The organism is Acidovorax sp. HDW3 (genome assembly GCF_011303755.1).
Classification (GTDB): Bacteria; Pseudomonadota; Gammaproteobacteria; order Burkholderiales; family Burkholderiaceae_C; genus Paenacidovorax.
The window spans coordinates 2,661,911-2,678,978 of the sequence record NZ_CP049885.1; the positions used below are offsets into that span (position 1 = coordinate 2,661,911).

General features: G+C 65.8%; 17 protein-coding genes. 5 read left to right on the forward strand and 12 right to left on the reverse strand.

What is annotated here, in order from left to right:
- Positions 1–71: 71 nt before the first annotated feature.
- The gene (locus tag G7045_RS12260; RefSeq protein WP_166159906.1) at positions 72–1,142 is read right to left on the reverse strand and encodes an ABC transporter ATP-binding protein; all 1,071 of its coding nucleotides are present in this window, start codon (positions 1,140–1,142) and stop codon (positions 72–74) included.
- A gap of 2 nt (positions 1,143–1,144) precedes the next feature.
- Positions 1,145–2,227 carry an ABC transporter ATP-binding protein gene (locus tag G7045_RS12265; RefSeq protein ID WP_166159907.1) on the reverse strand — a complete coding sequence of 361 codons (1,083 nt, stop codon included), beginning with the start codon at positions 2,225–2,227 and terminating at the stop codon, positions 1,145–1,147.
- A 181-nt stretch (positions 2,228–2,408) separates the two neighbouring features.
- Between G7045_RS12265 and G7045_RS12270 the strand changes: the two genes are divergently transcribed.
- Positions 2,409–3,176, forward strand: a complete 768-nt coding sequence (locus G7045_RS12270) for a DeoR/GlpR family DNA-binding transcription regulator (protein ID WP_166159908.1) — start codon at positions 2,409–2,411, stop codon at positions 3,174–3,176.
- Between the two features lie 22 nt (positions 3,177–3,198).
- Entirely contained in the window at positions 3,199–4,695 is a 1,497-nt protein-coding gene (gene glpK / locus G7045_RS12275; RefSeq protein ID WP_166159909.1) for a glycerol kinase GlpK, read from the forward strand.
- A 400-nt stretch (positions 4,696–5,095) separates the two neighbouring features.
- Here the strand turns inward: glpK and G7045_RS12280 are convergent, their stop codons facing one another.
- Positions 5,096–6,022, reverse strand: coding sequence for an Rpn family recombination-promoting nuclease/putative transposase (locus G7045_RS12280; protein ID WP_205737192.1), 927 nt, complete (start codon positions 6,020–6,022; stop codon positions 5,096–5,098).
- Between the two features lie 454 nt (positions 6,023–6,476).
- Complete coding sequence (locus tag G7045_RS12285; protein WP_304503222.1) at positions 6,477–6,914, reverse strand: prepilin-type N-terminal cleavage/methylation domain-containing protein; 438 nt, start codon at positions 6,912–6,914, stop codon at positions 6,477–6,479.
- Positions 6,915–7,153: 239 nt separating this feature from the next.
- Here G7045_RS12285 and G7045_RS12290 point away from each other — a divergent pair, with 239 nt between their 5' ends.
- The 3 genes from G7045_RS12290 (at position 7,154) to G7045_RS12300 (ending at position 8,637) form a co-directional block, all read left to right on the forward strand.
- Entirely contained in the window at positions 7,154–7,702 is a 549-nt protein-coding gene (locus G7045_RS12290) for a sel1 repeat family protein (RefSeq protein WP_166159910.1), read from the forward strand.
- Between the two features lie 267 nt (positions 7,703–7,969).
- Positions 7,970–8,266: a DUF6516 family protein gene (locus G7045_RS14755; protein WP_166160457.1), complete on the forward strand. Its 297-nt coding sequence runs from the start codon at positions 7,970–7,972 to the stop codon at positions 8,264–8,266.
- Positions 8,263–8,637, forward strand: a complete 375-nt coding sequence (locus tag G7045_RS12300; protein ID WP_166159911.1) for a helix-turn-helix domain-containing protein — start codon at positions 8,263–8,265, stop codon at positions 8,635–8,637. The genes G7045_RS14755 and G7045_RS12300 overlap by 4 nt, the downstream gene beginning before the upstream one ends.
- Positions 8,638–8,951: 314 nt before the next feature.
- On the opposite strand, the gene G7045_RS12305 is transcribed toward G7045_RS12300, so the two are convergent.
- Genes G7045_RS12305 through trbE form a run of 8 tightly spaced genes read right to left on the reverse strand, consistent with a single transcriptional unit; the run spans position 8,952 to position 17,066 of the window.
- A complete protein-coding gene (locus G7045_RS12305) occupies positions 8,952–9,197 on the reverse strand; it encodes a DUF2274 domain-containing protein (RefSeq protein ID WP_166159912.1) in 246 nt (81 codons plus the stop codon).
- Positions 9,194–10,468: a TrbI/VirB10 family protein gene (locus G7045_RS12310; RefSeq protein ID WP_166159913.1), complete on the reverse strand. Its 1,275-nt coding sequence runs from the start codon at positions 10,466–10,468 to the stop codon at positions 9,194–9,196. The genes G7045_RS12305 and G7045_RS12310 overlap by 4 nt, the downstream gene beginning before the upstream one ends.
- A 2-nt stretch (positions 10,469–10,470) precedes the next feature.
- On the reverse strand, positions 10,471–11,463 hold the full coding sequence (trbG, locus tag G7045_RS12315) for a P-type conjugative transfer protein TrbG (RefSeq protein WP_166159914.1): 993 nt from the start codon (positions 11,461–11,463) through the stop codon (positions 10,471–10,473).
- Positions 11,460–12,164 (reverse strand): conjugal transfer protein TrbF, encoded by a 705-nt coding sequence (gene trbF, locus G7045_RS12320; RefSeq protein ID WP_166159915.1) that lies wholly within the window; start codon positions 12,162–12,164, stop codon positions 11,460–11,462. Before trbF ends, trbG begins: the two co-directional genes overlap by 4 nt.
- Before the next feature lie 24 nt (positions 12,165–12,188).
- Entirely contained in the window at positions 12,189–13,553 is a 1,365-nt protein-coding gene (gene trbL, locus G7045_RS12325) for a P-type conjugative transfer protein TrbL (RefSeq protein WP_166159916.1), read from the reverse strand.
- Positions 13,550–13,879: a hypothetical protein gene (locus G7045_RS12330; protein ID WP_166159917.1), complete on the reverse strand. Its 330-nt coding sequence runs from the start codon at positions 13,877–13,879 to the stop codon at positions 13,550–13,552. The genes trbL and G7045_RS12330 overlap by 4 nt, the downstream gene beginning before the upstream one ends.
- 11 nt (positions 13,880–13,890) lie before the next feature.
- A complete protein-coding gene (gene trbJ / locus G7045_RS12335; RefSeq protein ID WP_003138979.1) occupies positions 13,891–14,616 on the reverse strand; it encodes a P-type conjugative transfer protein TrbJ in 726 nt (241 codons plus the stop codon).
- On the reverse strand, positions 14,613–17,066 hold the full coding sequence (gene trbE / locus G7045_RS12340; protein WP_166159918.1) for a conjugal transfer protein TrbE: 2,454 nt from the start codon (positions 17,064–17,066) through the stop codon (positions 14,613–14,615). The genes trbJ and trbE overlap by 4 nt, the downstream gene beginning before the upstream one ends.
- Positions 17,067–17,068: the final 2 nt, after the last annotated feature.

A 17,068-nucleotide genomic window follows, 5' to 3' on the forward strand; every position in this document is an offset into this window, starting at 1 on the left:
CGCTCGGCACTGCGTGTTCTCGCTGCCCCCCAAGGGGGCGCGAACTTGCTTGAAGCGGTTCTGCGCTGCGTTCATGCCAGCAACTCCTCGTTTTGGTAGAAGCAGGTGTGCTCGCCCAGCACCTGCAGCCACACCGTCTGGCCCACGGCGGGCAGCGCGGCGTCGCTGGCGCAACGCGCCTTGAGCTGCTGGCCGTCGATCTGCGCCGTCAGCATCTGGTGCGTGCCCAGGTCTTGCACGCGCTGCACGGCGCAGGGCAAGGCACCGGGGGCGCCGGCATCGACCACCGCCAGGTATTCCGGGCGCACGCCCAGACTGAGCGCACCCGCTGGCAGCGGGCGCGGCGCGGCCCACTGCATCCCAGCAACCTGCAGCGCGCCGCCTTGCACCTGGGCGGGCAAAAAATTCATGCCCGGCGAGCCGATGAAGTGGCCCACAAACGCATGGCGCGGGCGCTCGAACAGCGCGTCCGGCGTGCCCACCTGCACGGCGCGCCCGCGCGTCATCACCACCACCTGGTCGGCAAAGGTCAGCGCCTCCACCTGGTCGTGGGTGACGTAGATCAGCGTCAGCTTGAGTTCGTGGTGGATTTGCTTCAACTTGCGCCGCAGCTGCCATTTCAGGTGCGGGTCGATCACCGTCAGCGGCTCATCGAACAGCACCGCCGCCACGTCCTCGCGCACCAGGCCCCGGCCGAGCGAGATTTTTTGCTTGGCATCGGCCGCCAGGTTGGCCGCGCGCTGGTCGAGCTGGCCGCTCATCTCCAGCATCTCGGCAATTTTGCCCACGCGCTCGCGGATCTTGGCCTCGGGCACCTTGCGGTTCCTCAAAGGAAAGGCCAGGTTCTCGGCCACCGTCATGGTGTCGTAGATCACCGGGAACTGGAACACCTGCGCAATGTTGCGCTCCTGCGGGCTGGCGCGCGTGACATCGCGGCCATCGAACAGCACCTGGCCGTGCGAGGGCACGAGCAGGCCCGACATGATGTTGAGCATGGTCGTCTTGCCGCAGCCCGAGGGCCCGAGCAGCGCGTAGGCGCCGCCGTCGTCAAACGTCATGTCCAGCGGCAGCAGGGCGTAATCGCTGTCCTGCTGCGGGTTGGCCTTGTAGGAATGGGCCAACTTCAATTCAATGCGCGCCATGGCTAGCGCCCTCCTGCGCTGGCTGCGCGCTGCGGCGCCAGCGCCAGGGCGCCCGCCGCGTTGAACACATAGGCATCGCCCGGACGCAGGTACAGCGTCACCTGGCTGCCCAGCTCCAGGTAGCTCACGCCGGTGATCTGCGCCACCAGCTCGCCCCAGGGCGTTTCGGCGTGCACAAAGGTGTCCGAGCCCGAAATTTCCGACAGCTGCACGCGCCCGACCACGGCCACGTCGCCCGGCTGCTGCTGCAGGCGCAGCGCGCTGGCGCGCAGCCCCAGGGTAACGCTGCCCGCCAGTTGCGCCGGCAGCGCCAGCGCCAGCACCTGCCCACCGGGCAGCGCCAGGCCGGCGCCTTGCACCTGCGCCGCCACCAGGTTCATCGGCGGGTCGCTAAACGCCCGCGCCACGCGCAGCGAGTTGGGCGCATGAAAGACCTCGGCCGTCGGCCCGTATTGCAGCAGCTCGCCCTCGTGCAGGACGGCGGTGTAGCCGCCCAGCAGCAGGGCTTCGCCCGGTTCGGTGGTGGCATAGACGACGGTGGAATCACCCGCAGCAAACAGCTGCGACAGCTCCTCGCGCAGCTCCTCGCGCAGCTTGTAGTCGAGGTTGACCAGGGGCTCGTCGAGCAGCATCAGCGGCGCGCCCTTGGCCAGGGCGCGCGCCAACGCCACGCGCTGCTGCTGCCCGCCCGAAAGCTCTGCCGGAAAGCGCTGCAAGAACATGTCGATGTGCAGGCGCTCGGCAATCTGGCGCACGCGCTGCTCGATGTTTTTCTCGCCGCGCAGCTTGAGTGGCGAGGCAATGTTCTGCGCCACCGTCATCGACGGGTAGTTGATGAACTGCTGGTACACCATGGCCACGTTGCGCTCGCGCACGGGCACGCCCGTCACGTCGCGGCCATCGACCCGCACCTGCCCCTGGCTGGGCGTATCGAGCCCGGCCATGATGCGCATCAGGCTGGTCTTGCCCGCCTGCGTTGCGCCCAGCAGCACCGTCACGGCGCCGCTGTGCAGCGCCATGCTCATGGGGTAGAGCCACGGCTCGGCCCCCACCTGCTGGCTGATTCCTTCCAGAACCAACTCCATTGCTTATCTTTCTGTGTACCCTCGGTGGGTCGTAGATGGGCCGGAACGCGGGACGCGCCGGCTCGTTTCGGATTTGTGCATTCTTGTTCTTTTTGGCGCGCGAATGTACTACGGACTTACCCCTAAAATTTTCGTTTTGGTTCGTTTTACAATACGGGCTCTAAAAAAAGGAATCTCTCCGGTGACCACCACCCCCCGCCAACTGCAATTGCTGCAGGCGCTGCGCCAGCGCCAGAGCGCCAGCGTCGAAGAACTGGCCGAGCTGCTCGGCGTCACGCTGCAGACCGTGCGCCGCGACGTACAGCGCCTGGCCGATGCCGGCCTGCTGCTGCGCTTTCATGGCGGCGTGCGCCTGCCGGGCTCGACGGTAGAAAACCTCGCCCACCAGCAGCGCGAGAACCTCAACCCCGAGGGCAAGGCGCGCATCGCCCGCGCCGTGGCACAGCAAATCCCCAACGGCTGCTCGCTCATCCTCAACATCGGCACCACCACCGAGGCCGTGGCGCGCGCGCTCTTGCGGCACCAGGGGCTGCGCGTCATCACCAACAACCTCAACGTTGCCACCATCCTCTCGGACAACCCCGACTGCGAGGTCATCGTCGCCGGCGGCATGGTGCGCGCGCGCGACCGCGCCATCGTGGGCGAGGCGGCGATCGATTTCATGCACCAGTTCCGCGTCGATATCGCCGTCATCGGCATCTCCGGCATTGAAGAAGACGGCACGCTGCGCGACTACGACCTGCGCGAGGTGAAGGTGGCGCAAACCATCATCGCCCAGGCGCGCGAAGTCTGGCTGGTGGCCGACCAAAGCAAATTTGGCCGCCCGGCCATGGTGCAGCTCGCCACACTCGACCAGATCGACCGCCTGTTCACCGACGCCCCCCCGCCCGAGCCCTTCCCGGCCCTGCTGCACGACGCCGCCGTCGAATGCCACGTCGCCCAGACCTGACTTTTTCTTTTCTCACCACACCATGACCTACCTGCTCGCCCTCGACCAAGGCACCTCCAGCTCCCGCGCCATCGTCTTTGACGCCCAGGGCCACCCCATCGCCCAGGCCCAGCAGGAACTCACGCAGCACTACCCCCAGCCCGGCTGGGTCGAGCACGATCCGCTCGAAATCTGGCGCACCCAGCTCGCCACCGCCCGCCAGGCGCTGGCGCAGGCGGGCATCAGCGCGGCCCAGGTGCGCAGCATAGGCATCACCAACCAGCGCGAAACCACCGTGCTCTGGAATCGCCACACCGGCCAGCCGCTGCACCACGCCATCGTCTGGCAAGACCGGCGCGCCGAGCCCGCCTGCGCCCAGCTGCGCGAGCAAGGCCAGGCCGAGGCCATTGCGGCCAAGACCGGGCTGCTCGTCGATGCGTATTTTTCTGCCACCAAGCTGCAATGGCTGCTCGACCACATTCCGGGCGCACGCGCCCAGGCCGAGCGCGGCGAGCTCGCCTTTGGCACTATTGATAGCTGGCTCATCTGGCAACTCACCGGCGGCCAGCGCCACGTCACCGACGTCTCCAACGCCAGCCGCACCATGCTGCTGAACGTGCACACCAACCAGTGGGACGATGAATTGCTGGCGCTGCTGCGCATTCCGCGCGCGCTGCTGCCCGAGGTGTTGCCTTCGAGCAGCGACTTTGGCCGCACCGCACCCGAACTGCTGGGCGCGGCGGTGGCCATTGGCGGCGTGGCCGGCGACCAGCAAAGCGCCCTCTTTGGCCAGGCTTGCTTCAAGGCCGGCATGGCCAAGAACACCTACGGCACGGGCTGCTTCATGCTCATGCACACCGGCGGCCAGTTCCAGCGCAGCAACAACGGCTTGATTACCACCAGCGCCGCCCAACCCACGGCGCAGGCGCAATTCGCGTTAGAGGGCAGCGTGTTTGTCGGCGGCGCCGTGGTGCAGTGGCTGCGCGACGGCCTGCACGCCATCCGCGCCAGCAGCGAGGTGCAGCAGCTCGCGCAAAGCGTGCCCGACTCGGGTGGCGTCATGTTCGTGCCCGCCTTCACCGGCCTGGGCGCGCCCTACTGGAAGCCCGACGCACGCGGCACCATCACCGGCCTGACGCGCGGCACCACCATTGCCCACATCGCCCGCGCCGCGCTCGAATCCATCGCCTACCAAAGCGCCGCCCTGCTCCAAGCCATGGCGCGCGACGCGGTGGCCGCCGGCAGCAGCCCGGTGAGCGAGCTGCGCGTCGATGGCGGCGCCTGCGTCAACGACCTTTTAATGCAGTTCCAGGCCGACCTGCTGGGCATCCCCGTGGTGCGCCCCGCCTGCATCGAGACCACCGCCCTGGGCGCGGCCTACCTGGCGGGCCTGTCCTGCGGGCTGTACGCCAACACCGAAGAAATCGCCCACCTCTGGCGCGCCGAGCGCCGCTTTCTGCCCACCCTCCCCCGCGAGCGCGCCGAGGAACTCATGGCGCATTGGGAACATGCAGTGCGGCAGACGACGCTGGCGCCGTAGCGCGGCGGCTGCAGCCCCCCCGCCGCCGCCTGTTTGCGCTGCGGGGTTTTTCTCCTTCCCCCGCTGGGGGAAGGCTGGGATGGGAGCCTGCTGGCACTGGGCACAGAGGCCGATGAAGCAAGCGCCGCTGGCCCCCACCCCCGCCCTCCCCCAGAGGGCTTATGTATGCACACATCTTTTTTTGATAGCGCACAACGCTTGTTTGGCGCTGATTTGCACTCCCTCTCCCCTTGCGGGAGAGGGTTGGGGAGAGGGGTGAATAGGCAAGGTGCTGCCAGCGCCCCCTCTCCCCCGGCCCCTCCCCCGCGAGGGGGGAGGGGAGCAAAAACCGCCCTTTGACCAGGCGCTTGATGTTGTAGCGGGGCGCCATCATGGTCATCGCCACCGACTGAGCGCCCCCTTATGCCGATGGTGGGGCCGGCGGTGCAGCAAACACCTCATCGAGTGAACGTGCGCTCAAAAAGCGATCTGTCCAGGCTTCCAGCTGCGCGGTGCTGGCCGCGTTCAGTGCGGCCAGCGTTTCTTGCGAGAGCGGGCCAAAGCGCGCCACCAGCAGGCGCTGCAGAATGCGGGCCTCGCCCTCTTTGCGGCCTTCCTGGCGGCCCTCCTGCCGGCCCTGGTCTTTGTGCTGGTGCGCCCATTCTTCAAACCGTGTAGCCAGTGTCATCTTCAACTCCTTCAAGTCTTGCACCTTGGGCAGTGCCAAGTCGTTTTTACTCTGCCGCAGCAGTACGGCGCGTATCCAGATGGCAAAAATGCGTTTGAGTTCGGGGTTGTCGTCCAGCCACGCATTGAGCAGGTCGATCACCTCCAGCACCGTGCTTTGTTCGGGCGGGCGCTGTAGGCGCATCATGGCCGCCGCCAGGTTTTGCATCTGCGCCAAGCCCGCTTCGGTGTACTGGTTTTCGGCAATCAGCAAGTATTGCATTTGCGGCAAAAACTGCGACACCAAGCCCGGCACCTTGGGAATCAACTCGCTGATGTTGGTCGCTGGCGTCCAGGGCGCGTCGCCGTTGTAGAGCACGATGGGCAGCACCGGCGGTAGTTTGCGATCAGGCAGCACCTGTTTGGCTTTGATGAGGTCTTGGTACAGCAGCCCCACATAGCTCATCATGCGCACCGCCATCCACGCATCGACCTTGCTTTGGAACTCGATCAGGATGTACAGATACACCCAATCGCCGCCGACTTTGACGCGCCAGACCACATCGTCAGCGCGGTGGCGCATGTCGTCGCTGACGTAGCTGCCGGGCATTTTTTGCAGCGTGCTGTAGTCCAGGCTGTGCAACCAGGCATCCGGAATAAAGCCCAGCGCCAAGTCGCGCACCAGCTCGGGGGCGCATGGTGGTCGATTGTAGGCAGAGCACCCATGCTGCCTGCTCCTACTAAAAATTCATAGCTGCTTGCGCTTGTCCAGCAAGGGTTTGAGGCCAAAAATACCCTTTAAAACGCCCTGTTTTCCACCCTGCAAGCGGGCAGCATGTGTGTCGGCGCCGCCGTGGTGCAGTGGCTGCGCGACGGCTGCAGCCCCCGCCTGCTCACACTGCGGGGTTTTGCTCCTTCCCCCGCTGGGGGAGAAGGTGAAAACCGGCCCCAGACAAGCGTCAGGCGCTATCAAAATTGCTGTGCAGCGGTCTATACCAGCAGCCCCAGCACGGCCCTTCAAAAAGAACCAGGACATTTGCCTGGTTTGCATTTATTTAGGAAATAAAAAACCCCCTTTCAAGCGAAAGGGGGTTTGCCTCAAATATCTCCTCTCATTCAGGAGACATTAACCGCAATTAGCAAATGCGGGGGCTTGTCGTGCAGGTACCACTCACAGCCCAAGTAATGCCATCGGCAGTTGCAGTAGGCGTCAGAATATAAGTTTCGCCATTGAGCTTACCTGCCGTCACTGCAGTTGCAGTAATCACACCAGCCGCAGTAGAAACACTCGCCACTTTACCCACTGCAGCTGCGGTATTGGCCTTGACTTCCCAGCCCACACCCGAAGCGCCACCATTACAGGCAGTCACGGTATTGTTATTATTTTGCGCACAGGTTGCCACATCATTTTTGACAGCACTTGCCAAATTGATAATTTCTGTGAATTCAGCCTTGCGGGTGTACTGGCTGTACTGAGGCAGCGCCACAGCAGCCAAAATACCAATGATCGCCACAACGATCATCAATTCGATCAGGGTAAAACCCTTTTGCACGGAACGCATCGTACGGTTCATTTCAAACTCCTTCGAAGGGGAAAAGAACAGGCACAGGGCCTGGACGCAGAGACAAGGGCAAGCACCGTGCCAGCGCTGAAAACGCCGTTTGCGCCGCCAAAAACCGGGTTTGTCGCCCGCCAGGGGCGCCAGCGGCGGGCGCGCGTCGCCTTTTTGGCGCGACAGCAACAAGCGCTTACCAGCCTGTCGCCCGGCGGCGGCGCCATGGCGGGCGCTGCGGCCTCACTACAATTTGCGCCATGCATACCACCGCCTCTGATCTGCCGCCGCAGGGCATTAGCCTGCCGACTTTGGTTGCCCTTTCCGGGCGCAGCCTGCGCACCTGGCAGCGGCGCGTAGAAGAAGGGGCCGTGCCCAGCCTGCGCGATGCCAGCGGGCGCACCCTGGTGCCTCTGGCCGCTTTGGCCGCGCTGCCCGACCTGCAGGGCGGCAACTGGAGCGCAGCCGATCTGCAGCTGCTGCTGCACGCCGACGGCGGCGCCCCCCAGGCTCTGGCAGAGCTGGGCGCGCGCTTTGCGTTGCAGGCGCTAGAGGCGCATCGCTCCAGCGGTGGGGGGGGGGGGCAAGATCATACGCGCTGCGCCCAGTTTTTCCTGGGCAAAGCAGCCGACCTGGGCGAAGCCGATGCCATGCATTGGCTGGGGCTGCTGGCAGCCGCCGGCGCGCACGAGGGCGGCAGCCCCGACCCCGCCCTGGCGCTGATGTGGCTGGCCAAGGCCAGCACCCAGGGCCACGCGATTGCGCAAGCGCAGGTGCAGGCGCTGCTGGCGGGACTGCCCAAGGGGTGATGGCACGACGGCTGTGACTCCCCTCCCCCCTCGCGGGGGAGGGGTGGGGGGAGAGGGGGCGCTGGCAGCAGCTTGCCTGTTCACCCCTCTCCCCAACCCTCTCCCGCAAGGGGAGAGGGAGTAAAACCCCGCGCCAGACAAGCGTCAGGCGCTATCAAATTCATCACGGCCAGCCGCTTTCAACAGATAGCAGGGAAAAAAACACTGCGCCGTGACCAAGGGGCTTTGCGGGTTGCGGTTTTGAGAGCAGACGTGATAATACTCATCATGCCTGAGACAAAGCTCTACGACGAATCCCACAAGATTTCTGACAAACGTGGAAACGGGAGCCTGCGGCGAGAAGTCTGGGTTGACCATCTCGGCAAGGTAGTCCGCTACAACCTCGCCTACATCAATCACAACCTTCATGCCGGCGACAACGGGCGGGTGGTGGGCTACGACAACGCCCATGGCTACCACCACAGGCATTACTTTGGCGTTGTGGAACCCATCGTCTTCGTTAGCTTCGAGGACATTGAGGAGCGATTTGAACAAGATTGGATTGCACTGAAAGGCCACCAATGACCCAGCTCACCATCACCACAGGAACGCAAGAAGATTTCTTCGCACGCGGCCGCCGCTTGGCCCAGGCGGCAGATCGCGGCCAAGCCATTGCGCAGGAGCGCGTCGTCAGCTTTGAAGACCCAGCGGAAGTGGTCAAACTCATCACGGCAACCCGTTTGGCATTGTTTCGGGCCGTCAAGGAGGCGCCAGGCTCCATCACGGACATCGCCGCGCGGCTGCACCGTGACCGCAGCGCAGTCAAACGCGATCTTGATGAATTGGCGCAAGCCGGGCTGGTGACGATTGCAGACCGGGTGCTGCCCGGCCATGGCCGCATGAAAGAGGTGCGCGCCACAGCCAGCCGCTTTCAGCTGATGGCAGAGGTGGCATAAAGGCGACGCTGGCGGGCAAAAAAGTGCCGGCGTCAAGTCTTTCGTGTCCATCATGCAAGGCTTGAAACCGTATATGGGACAGTAGGTTAGCTCTTTTTCAGGCCACTTTGCAGAAGTTTGGCCGCTTGGGCTAGGAGCCACATAAGAGCGTTGGGAGAGAAGGCCGCATCGCACTGTGTCGTGCTGGATTGCCGAGAAACGGCGGGCCTGTTTCATCATCATAGCCCAAGCCGCTCTTGGTGGCATCCAGAACGAAGAACGCGCGGCCTTGGGCCGCGCGTTCGATGGATGCTGCTGGGCAGTGTTCGAGGCCATCATGTCGGCTTGGACGGCACGCTCCGCGTCGTGGTGCCCTTCCTGAATCCCCTATCCCCCGCCATGAACGCCTCCAGCATGTGTGGGATCAACTTCTCGGCATCGACCGCCTCGCCATACGTCTGCGCGTGCAGCGCGGCGTAGCGGTCGAGGTCGGCTTTCAGGCTGGCCGGGCAGGCAAAGGTCAGCTTGACGCTCTCGGTCTTGGGCAGCGGCCCAAGCCGCATTTTCTTGGCCGTGTTCATTGCGAAGCCCCCCGATTGAAGAACAGCGGCTGGTACGGCCGCAGCACCAGATCCCGGTTCACGATGACGCGAACTGGCAGGCCTGGCCTGATGGTCAGCGTCGGCTGAATGTCCATGTTGCGCCGGGTAATCTCCTGGCCGACCTGATTGATGCTGTCCTGGGCGCTGTCGCGCCCGACAATGACGATGCGGTTGCCATCCTGGCGGTTCTCGGGTGCGGCCAGTTCGGCACCTACTCCCAGCAGCGTTGTCAGCACCGCACCCGCGACGATGCGATCCCAGTGCCAGTCCACGTCATCCTCCAGGCCGGAGTAACCGGCCGGGTCGGTGCCGATGAGGTTGTCGAGCGTCAGCGAGGACGTATCGGGCAGGATGACCCGATTCCACACCACCTGCACGCGGCTCTGCCCGTGGCTGACCCGGCTGTTGTAGCGCCCGAGGATGCGCGATCCCTGCGGAATCAGTAGGAACTTGCCCGTGGCCGAGTCATAGACCGGCTCCGTCACCGTGCCGATCACGTCGCCCGGAAGATCGGACTTGATGCCCGTCACCAGTGCCCCAGCGATCACCGTTCCGGCCATGACCTGATACGGCGAGGCCGGCAGCGCCAGATGGCCGGAATTGCGGGTTTCCGTAGAACCGCTTTGCAGGAATGCCTCGTTCTGGTCTTGCCGACTCCGCGCAGCAGCAGGGGCGGCAAGCTGGGCTGCCGCCGAGGCCGGCCCAGCGGCGAGCGGATCGAAGGCGGCGAGCGTGCTGGTAGCGCCAGGAGTGCCCGATGCTGCCTGCGCCACCGTGGCGGCGGTTTGGCCCTGGCCGCCCGAGCGGAAGAACACCGACGAAGCCGCTGCGGCTTCCGCCTCCTTGCGTAATGCGTCGTTGGGATCGTGGCCGGGAGCCGAGTAAGCGGCCACGGCCGGCTGCTGCGAGTTCACGATGGCTGGGCCAAGATCGCCCGGCAGCGGCGGCCCCAGCTCGGGCACCTTCGGCGGCAGCTTCGAGTAATCGGCCGGCAGGCCGTCCAGCCCTTCGGACTTGCTCACGCGATCGACGTTGTAAAGCTCGGTCTGTTCGCCCGCGCCGCGCCGCTGCGGTTGCAGCGACCAGATCGTGGCCCCGAGCACGGCGACCGACAGGCCGCCGATGAGGACGGCCAGCGTGCGCCGGTTCAACCGGGTCACAGCACGCGGCTGGGCACGAAGCGCCACCGCCTCGGGCGCGACCTTGCCCGCCTGCGGCGTGGCGAGGTCGGGAGTGTCGTCCTGGCTCATCGTCAGTTCCTCCGTGCCACGCCATCCGTGCGCTCGATTCGCACCACGTCGCCCTTGTCGCCGCCCAGGCGCAGTTCCGCCGCGCCAAAGAGGCGATCCACGATGTAGTACGGCGAGCGGAAGCGGTAGTTCACTAGTTGTCCGTCACCTTCCGGCCCGATCACGAACAGCGGCGGAAGATCGCCTTGCGCGATGCCAGCGGGAAACTGGATATAGACCTTCGCGCCATCGTCGAAGGCGCGCAGCGGCTTCCACGGCGGATTACTGCCGCTGACCGCGTAGCGGAAGCGCAGGTTCTCCAGCGACAGGCCGCTATCGACCGGCGCGGCGGCGCTGGCCGCCTGCGCCTGGCGCTGCAAGGCCAGCATCCGGTCGCGCGGATACTCCCACGAGACTGACGCCATCCACGTCTTGTCCGTGGAAGTCAGCTCCAGCAAGTACGTCCTGCGGCTGGTGGTGATGACCAGATTGGTCTTGAGGCCCGAGCGGATGGGCTTCACCAGCACGTTGACGCGCAGGTCGGCACCGCTGCCGCTGGACGTGTCGCCCACGATCCAGCGCACGGTATCCCCGGCGGCCACCGTCACTAGCTCCTCGCCAGGTTGGAGCGACACCACGGTCACACGGCCCACGGCCGCATAGACCTGATACAGCGCGCCATCGGTGAAGGGCCACACCTGAATCGCGTTGACGTAGCCCTCGCGCGTAGGCGCGACACGGGCCTCGGCATTGGCGCGTGAAACGCGCACCTTCTCGTCGGCCGGCTCGGGCGTGGGCTTGGTGCCCTCGGCCTCGGGAACCGGCATCAACTGCGCTGGCATCGGCAGCACTTCGGGCACGGCCACGACTTCCACCGGCGCGAGCGGCTCCGGTAGCGGCTGGGCCTGCACCGGCTCATCGAGCGAGATGGTCGGCGGCGGCTTGCCCTGCGTGGCGCAGCCCGCGAGGGCCAGCAGGATCAGCGGCAAGGCGGATTTGCGGAAAACATCATTCATGGCTTTGCTCCTTCGGAAGAATCCAGTTCGCGGCTCCACGACAGGCCGTTGACGTAGATGCCAAGCGGGTTCTTGCGCAGGCGTTCTTCGGTGCGCGGCGGCTGGAGCACGATGGACACCACCGCCGTCCACCGCTCCAGGCCCGCTGCGGCGCCGTTGACGTAGCGCCGTTCCGTCCAGCGCACGTTGAAAGACGTGTCGCTGGCGCGCACGACGCTGGTGATCTGCACCGTCACCGACTCCTTGCCGATGCGTGCGAACGGATCGTTGACCCGCGCGTAGTCGTTGAGCACGGCCGCGCCCTTGTCGGTCGTGTAGTCGTAGGCGTCCAGCCAGTTTTGGCGGACGACGATGGGGTCGATGGACAGCGAGCGCACCAGCGTCACGAAGCGCGCGATGTGGTGCGCCGTCTGCGCATCGTTGGGCCGGTACGACGTGGCGGCTTCGCCTACGGCGCGCACCTGGCCTGCGTTGTCCACTTCCACGACGTAGGGCGTCACGATGGACTGCGCCGAGCGCCACACCAGGCCGCCGGCCATCAGCAGCGCTAGCATGAGGCAGCCGAAGGCCATGAATCGCCAGTTCTTGGCCTGGACGCGGGCCGAGCCGATACGGTCGTCCCACACCTGGCCAGCGGCTTGGTACGGCGTGGCAGGCTGCGGCGTGTCGGCGTAGCGCACCTGCGGTTTCTTGAATCGCATGGTCAGTTCTCCTTGTGAATTGCGTCAGTCGTCGGAGCCGCGCAGGCTCGGGCCTTGGCCGGAGCCGCCGCCATCGCCACCGCGCAGCGTGTGGGCGGTGGTGGTCGCGGCATGGGTGAGTTGCTGGCGGCGTTGCAGCCGCTTGGCCCAGGCGGGTTGCTCGGACGTCTGTGCAGCGGCAACGCCTGCGGGGGCTTCGCTGGCGGTTGCGGCTGACGTGCCAGCGTCGCCGTTCCAGCCCGCGCGGAACGGCGCGGCCATGCGCTGCCCGGCAGCGGAAGCGCGGGATGCGGCAGCGCGTCCGGCAGACTGCGCGCCGGTCTTGGCGACGTTGCCCAAGCCCGCCATCGCGCCCTTCGCGCCGCCGCCGGCGGCGGCGGAACCGGCCTGGAACGCCGACTTCGCGCTGCTGGCCGCCGACGTGGCGGCACGCGCGCCGCTGCCGGCCAGCTTGGCGGCAGCCGGGGCCATGCGCGCACCAGCGGCCACCGCGCCGCCCACGCCCGTCGCGGCAGCACCGACGGCCACTGCCGTTCCGGCTGCGCCGACGGCGGCACCGGCCATCGCGCCCGCGCCGAGCTGGGGCGCACCGGACACGAGGCCCGTGGCGATGCCAGGGCCGAAGATCCCCAGCGCCAGTAAGGTGAGCGAAGCCAGCATGATGACCAGCGCGTGGTCGATGTTTGGCTCGGCGGGATGGACTTGGAATTGTGCGAACAGGCCCGAGCCAATGCCGACGATCACGGCCAGCACCAGCACCTTGATGCCGGAGGCCACCACGTTTCCCAAGACTTTTTCGGCCAGGAACGAGGTCTTGTTCCACAGCGCGAACGGCACCAGCACGAACCCGGCGAGCGTGGTCAGCTTGAACTCGATCAGCGTGATGAAAAGCTGGATCGCCAGCACGAAGAAGCACAGCACCACGACCAGCCACGCAAGGAACATCACCACGATGGGGTCGAGGTTCACGAACACCTCGGGGAAGCCCGCCATCTCGCCGATCTGCTCCAGAATCGGCGCTCCGGCGTCGATGCCGGTCTTGGCAAGCCGGCCCGGCTGCAAGAAGTTCTCCATCGTGATGGCCGAGCCGGTGGCGGTGATGCCCAATCCCGCAAACGAGCGGAACACGATGCTGGCCAGCCAGTTGAAGTTGTTGAGGATGTAGGCGAAGGCACCGACGTAGAGCACCTTGCGCAGCAGCTTGGCGATCACGTCATCGCCCTGGCCGGTGGCGTGGCTCATGGCCCAATACAGCCCAGCGATCGTCATGTCGATGACGATCAGCGTGGCCGTGAGGAACGCCACTTCGCCGCGCAGCAGCCCGAAACCCGAGTCGATGTAGGTGGCGAAGGTGTTGAGGAACTGGTCGATGATGGTCACGTCATTCATGGCGCGTCCTCCGGGGCGGGCAAGTCCGGCGCGGTGCCATCGGCCGGTTCCTCGAAGCTGGGCGGGATCGGCGGCAGGTCGGCCAGCGTCTGGTATTCATCCGGCCCGGCCTCGCCGGAAAAGAAGCGCCGCCGGAAGGCTTCGGCGGCGGCGCGGCAAGCGTCCTCGCCCGTGGCCTGCATGACCTGTTGCGGATGGGCCGCGCATTGCGCGCGCAATGCCTTGAGCCGCACGGGATCGGCGGCCAGGGCATCGGCGAGGTTGTCTGCCGGCTGCTCGCTGCAGGCGGCCAGCAGCACGGCACAAAGGACGAGGACGCATCGCATGTCGGCCCCCGTCAGTCGCGGTAGAAGTTGACGGACTGCGGCGTGTACGGCGTGCCTTCCCCGAGGAAGCGCCGCCGCACTTCGCGGGCGCGCTCGGTGGCCGCCGCCTGCCGCGCCAGTTCCAGCGAGGCGGCCCGGTCTTGCGTGATCTGGAGCCGCTGCGACTGGATCGACTGCTTGGCCTGCAAGGCGAGCAACTGGTTCATGGCCTGCATCGCCTGCAACGCGCCTTGCGCCGACTGGCTCTTGCCGACAAGATCGGCCAGCACGCTTTCGTCTTCGCCCAGGTTCTGGGACACCTGCGCCTGCATCTGCATGGTGGTCTGCAAGCCGTTGAGCGTGTTCTTCCACCGCTCCTGGGCGTCGCGGTACATCTGGTCGCCGCTGACGGTGGCAGCGTACTGCTCCGGGTACAGGCGGGCAAACTCCCGATCAAGGTTCGTCACGTCGTAGGCCAAGCCTCGCGCCTGGGCGATCAGCCGCTCGGTGGTCGCCAGGTTGGCGCGCAACTGGCCGACCACGCTGGACGGCAGGCTGGCGAGGTTGCGCGCTTGGTTCATCAGCATCTGCGCTTCGTTCTGTAGCTGCTGGATCTGGTTGTTGATCTGCTCCAGCGTGCGGATCGCGGTCAGCGTGTTCTGCACGAGGTTGGTGGGGTCGATCACGACCCATTGCGCATGGGCGGTGGCGGTGCAAAGCATGGCCGCGATGGCAGCGGCGACAAGGCGCTTCTTCATGGCAGGTTCTCCAAGGGTTGAGCTGCGAGGGAATCCGGCGCGAGGCCGGGGAACGAGGGCAGCAGGTCAGCCGCCCAATCGAGGCCGCGATGACGCAGCCAGGCGCCCGCGAAACCGGGGGGGCCGGCGTCCAGCAGCACGCGGTCTATGTCGCGCTGGTCTTGCGGCGTGGAAGCGCCCGCAAAGGCCAGCGTCGCCGGCCCCAGGTCGAGGTCGAACAGGCGGTTGCCGAGGCGGGATTGGTAGTAGTAGTCGCGCTTGGGCTGCGCGGTGGCGACGATCTCGATCTGCCGCCTGTTGAGGCCGAAGCCCTCGTAGATCGTGCGAATCTGCGGCTCGGTCGCCTGTGGGTTGGCGAGGAAAATGCGGCTTGCGCAGCTTTCGATGATCGCGGGCGCGATGCTGGAATCCTTGATGTCCGCAAGTGACTGGGTGGCGAAGATGACGCTGACGTTCTTTTTGCGCAGCGTCTTGAGCCATTGGCGGATGCGCGCGGCAAACACCGGGTCATCGAGGAACAGCCACGCTTCATCGAGGATCAGCAGCGTCGGCGCACCATCGAAGCGTTCGTCGAAGCGTGCAAAGAGGTAATGCAGAACGGCCATGACGGCGGCCTTGCTGTGCATCAGTTCTTCCATCTCGAAGCACTGCACGTCGGCCATGCCCAGCCGGTCGTGATCGGCGTCCAGCAGCTTGCCGTGCGCGCCGCCCAACACATAGGGCGCGAGCGCCTGGCGCAGCGCGTTGGACTGCAAGAGGACGGAAAGCCCGGTCATCGTGCGTTGCTCCACCGGCGCACCGGCAAGGCTTTGCAGCGCCGACCAGATGGCCGCCTTCTCGTCCGGGCCGACTGCCACGCCTTCGTGCAGCAAGCGTCCTTCGATCCATTCCGCTGCCCAGCTGCGGTAGCCCTCGCGGTCAATGCGAGCCAAGGGCTGAAAGGCGATTTCGCCATCCATGCCCAGGTCGTAGTGCTCGCCGCCCAGCCCGAGGATGGTGGCGCGCATGGAGCGCCCCATGTCGAACGCGAAGATGCGCGAGCCGCGATAGCGGCGGAACTGCATCGCCAGCGTGGCGAGCAAGACCGACTTGCCCATGCCAGTCGGGCCGGCGACCAGCGTATGGCCCACGTCGCCGATGTGAGTCACCAGCCGGAACGGCGTCGCGCCATCGGTGCGCGTGACGATCAGCGGCGGGCCGTCGAGGTGGTCGTTCTTCTCCGGCCCGGCCCATACCGCCGACACTGGCATCATGTGCGCCAGGTTCAGCGTCGAGACGATGGGCTGTCGGACGTTGGCATAGGCATTGCCCGGAATGGACGATAACCACGCATCCACAGCATTAAGCGTTTCGGGAATGGTGACGAAGCCGCGCCCCTGAATGACGCGCTCCACCATGCGCAGCTTCTCGTCGGCTGCGCCGGCGTCCTCGTCCATGACGGTGACGGTCGCCGTCAGATAGCCAAAGGCGACTTGATCGCTGCCCAGCTCCTGCAAGGCGGCATCGGCGTCGGCAGCCTTGTTGTTCGCATCGGTATCGACCAGCGGGCTTTCCTGCTGGAAGATCGTTTCGCGCAGCAGCGCGATGACGTTCTTGCGCTTGGCGAACCACTGGCGGCGCAGGCGCCCCAATTCCCGTTCCGCCTCGGATTTGTCGAGGCACAGAAAGCGCGTACTCCAGCGATACCCAAATCCCAGGCGGTTGAGGTCGTCCAGAATCCCCGGCCAGGTCGAGGTCGGGAAACCGCGCACCGACACCACGCGCAGGTGCCGGTCGCCCAGCATGGGTGCTAGGCCGCCGACCAGCGGCGAGTCGGTCAGCAGCGCGTCGATGTGGAACGGCACTTCAGGCACGCCGACGCGGTAGTGCCGCGTCGAGATGGTGGCGTGCAGATAGGTCAGCGTCTGGCTGTCGTCCAGCCAGGAGACTTCCGGCATCACGCCATCGAGCAGGTCAAAGACCCGATCCGTTTCCGCAACGAAGGATTGCAGCCGCTCGCGCCAGTCCACGCCATTCGTCGGCGTGTTCTCGTAGAGCATCTTGGCGGCTCGGGCGCGCGACTCCTCCGGCGGCAGGTATTGCAGCGTGAAGTGGTAGATGCTCTCGAAGTGGCTGTCCGACTCCTCGAACGCCGCACGTCGTTCCTCGTCCACCAGCCACGACAGCGGCTCGGGAAACGAGGACTGCGGATAGCGCGATGCCCGCATCCGCTCGGCGTCGATATAGAAGGCCCAGCCAGAGCCGGTGCGGCGAAGCGCGTTGTTCTGCCGCGCCGCCGTGGCGATCAATTCGCCCTGCGTCGCACTGTCCAAGTCGGGGCCGCGGAACTGGAACGATCGTTGAAACGAGCCGTCCTTGTTCAGCACCACGCCCGGCGCGACTAGCCCGGCCCAGGGCAGCCAGTCGGCGAGCAGCGCGGGCCGCTGGCGGTATTCGGCGAGGTTCAGCATGG

Coding starts and splice junctions, on each gene's coding strand:
- G7045_RS12290 (WP_166159910.1), top strand. CDS start 7,154: ATGCATACCACCGCCTCTGATCTGCCGCCGCAGGGCATTAGCCTGCCG.
- trbG (WP_166159914.1), bottom strand. CDS start 11,463: ATGAATGATGTTTTCCGCAAATCCGCCTTGCCGCTGATCCTGCTGGCC.
- G7045_RS12265 (WP_166159907.1), bottom strand. CDS start 2,227: ATGGAGTTGGTTCTGGAAGGAATCAGCCAGCAGGTGGGGGCCGAGCCG.
- G7045_RS12285 (WP_304503222.1), bottom strand. CDS start 6,914: ATGAACCGTACGATGCGTTCCGTGCAAAAGGGTTTTACCCTGATCGAA.
- G7045_RS14755 (WP_166160457.1), top strand. CDS start 7,970: ATGCCTGAGACAAAGCTCTACGACGAATCCCACAAGATTTCTGACAAA.
- G7045_RS12330 (WP_166159917.1), bottom strand. CDS start 13,879: ATGCGATGCGTCCTCGTCCTTTGTGCCGTGCTGCTGGCCGCCTGCAGC.
- trbF (WP_166159915.1), bottom strand. CDS start 12,164: ATGCGATTCAAGAAACCGCAGGTGCGCTACGCCGACACGCCGCAGCCT.
- trbL (WP_166159916.1), bottom strand. CDS start 13,553: ATGAATGACGTGACCATCATCGACCAGTTCCTCAACACCTTCGCCACC.
- glpK (WP_166159909.1), top strand. CDS start 3,199: ATGACCTACCTGCTCGCCCTCGACCAAGGCACCTCCAGCTCCCGCGCC.
- G7045_RS12260 (WP_166159906.1), bottom strand. CDS start 1,142: ATGGCGCGCATTGAATTGAAGTTGGCCCATTCCTACAAGGCCAACCCG.
- G7045_RS12310 (WP_166159913.1), bottom strand. CDS start 10,468: ATGAGCCAGGACGACACTCCCGACCTCGCCACGCCGCAGGCGGGCAAG.
- trbE (WP_166159918.1), bottom strand. CDS start 17,066: ATGCTGAACCTCGCCGAATACCGCCAGCGGCCCGCGCTGCTCGCCGAC.
- trbJ (WP_003138979.1), bottom strand. CDS start 14,616: ATGAAGAAGCGCCTTGTCGCCGCTGCCATCGCGGCCATGCTTTGCACC.
- G7045_RS12305 (WP_166159912.1), bottom strand. CDS start 9,197: ATGAACACGGCCAAGAAAATGCGGCTTGGGCCGCTGCCCAAGACCGAG.
- G7045_RS12300 (WP_166159911.1), top strand. CDS start 8,263: ATGACCCAGCTCACCATCACCACAGGAACGCAAGAAGATTTCTTCGCA.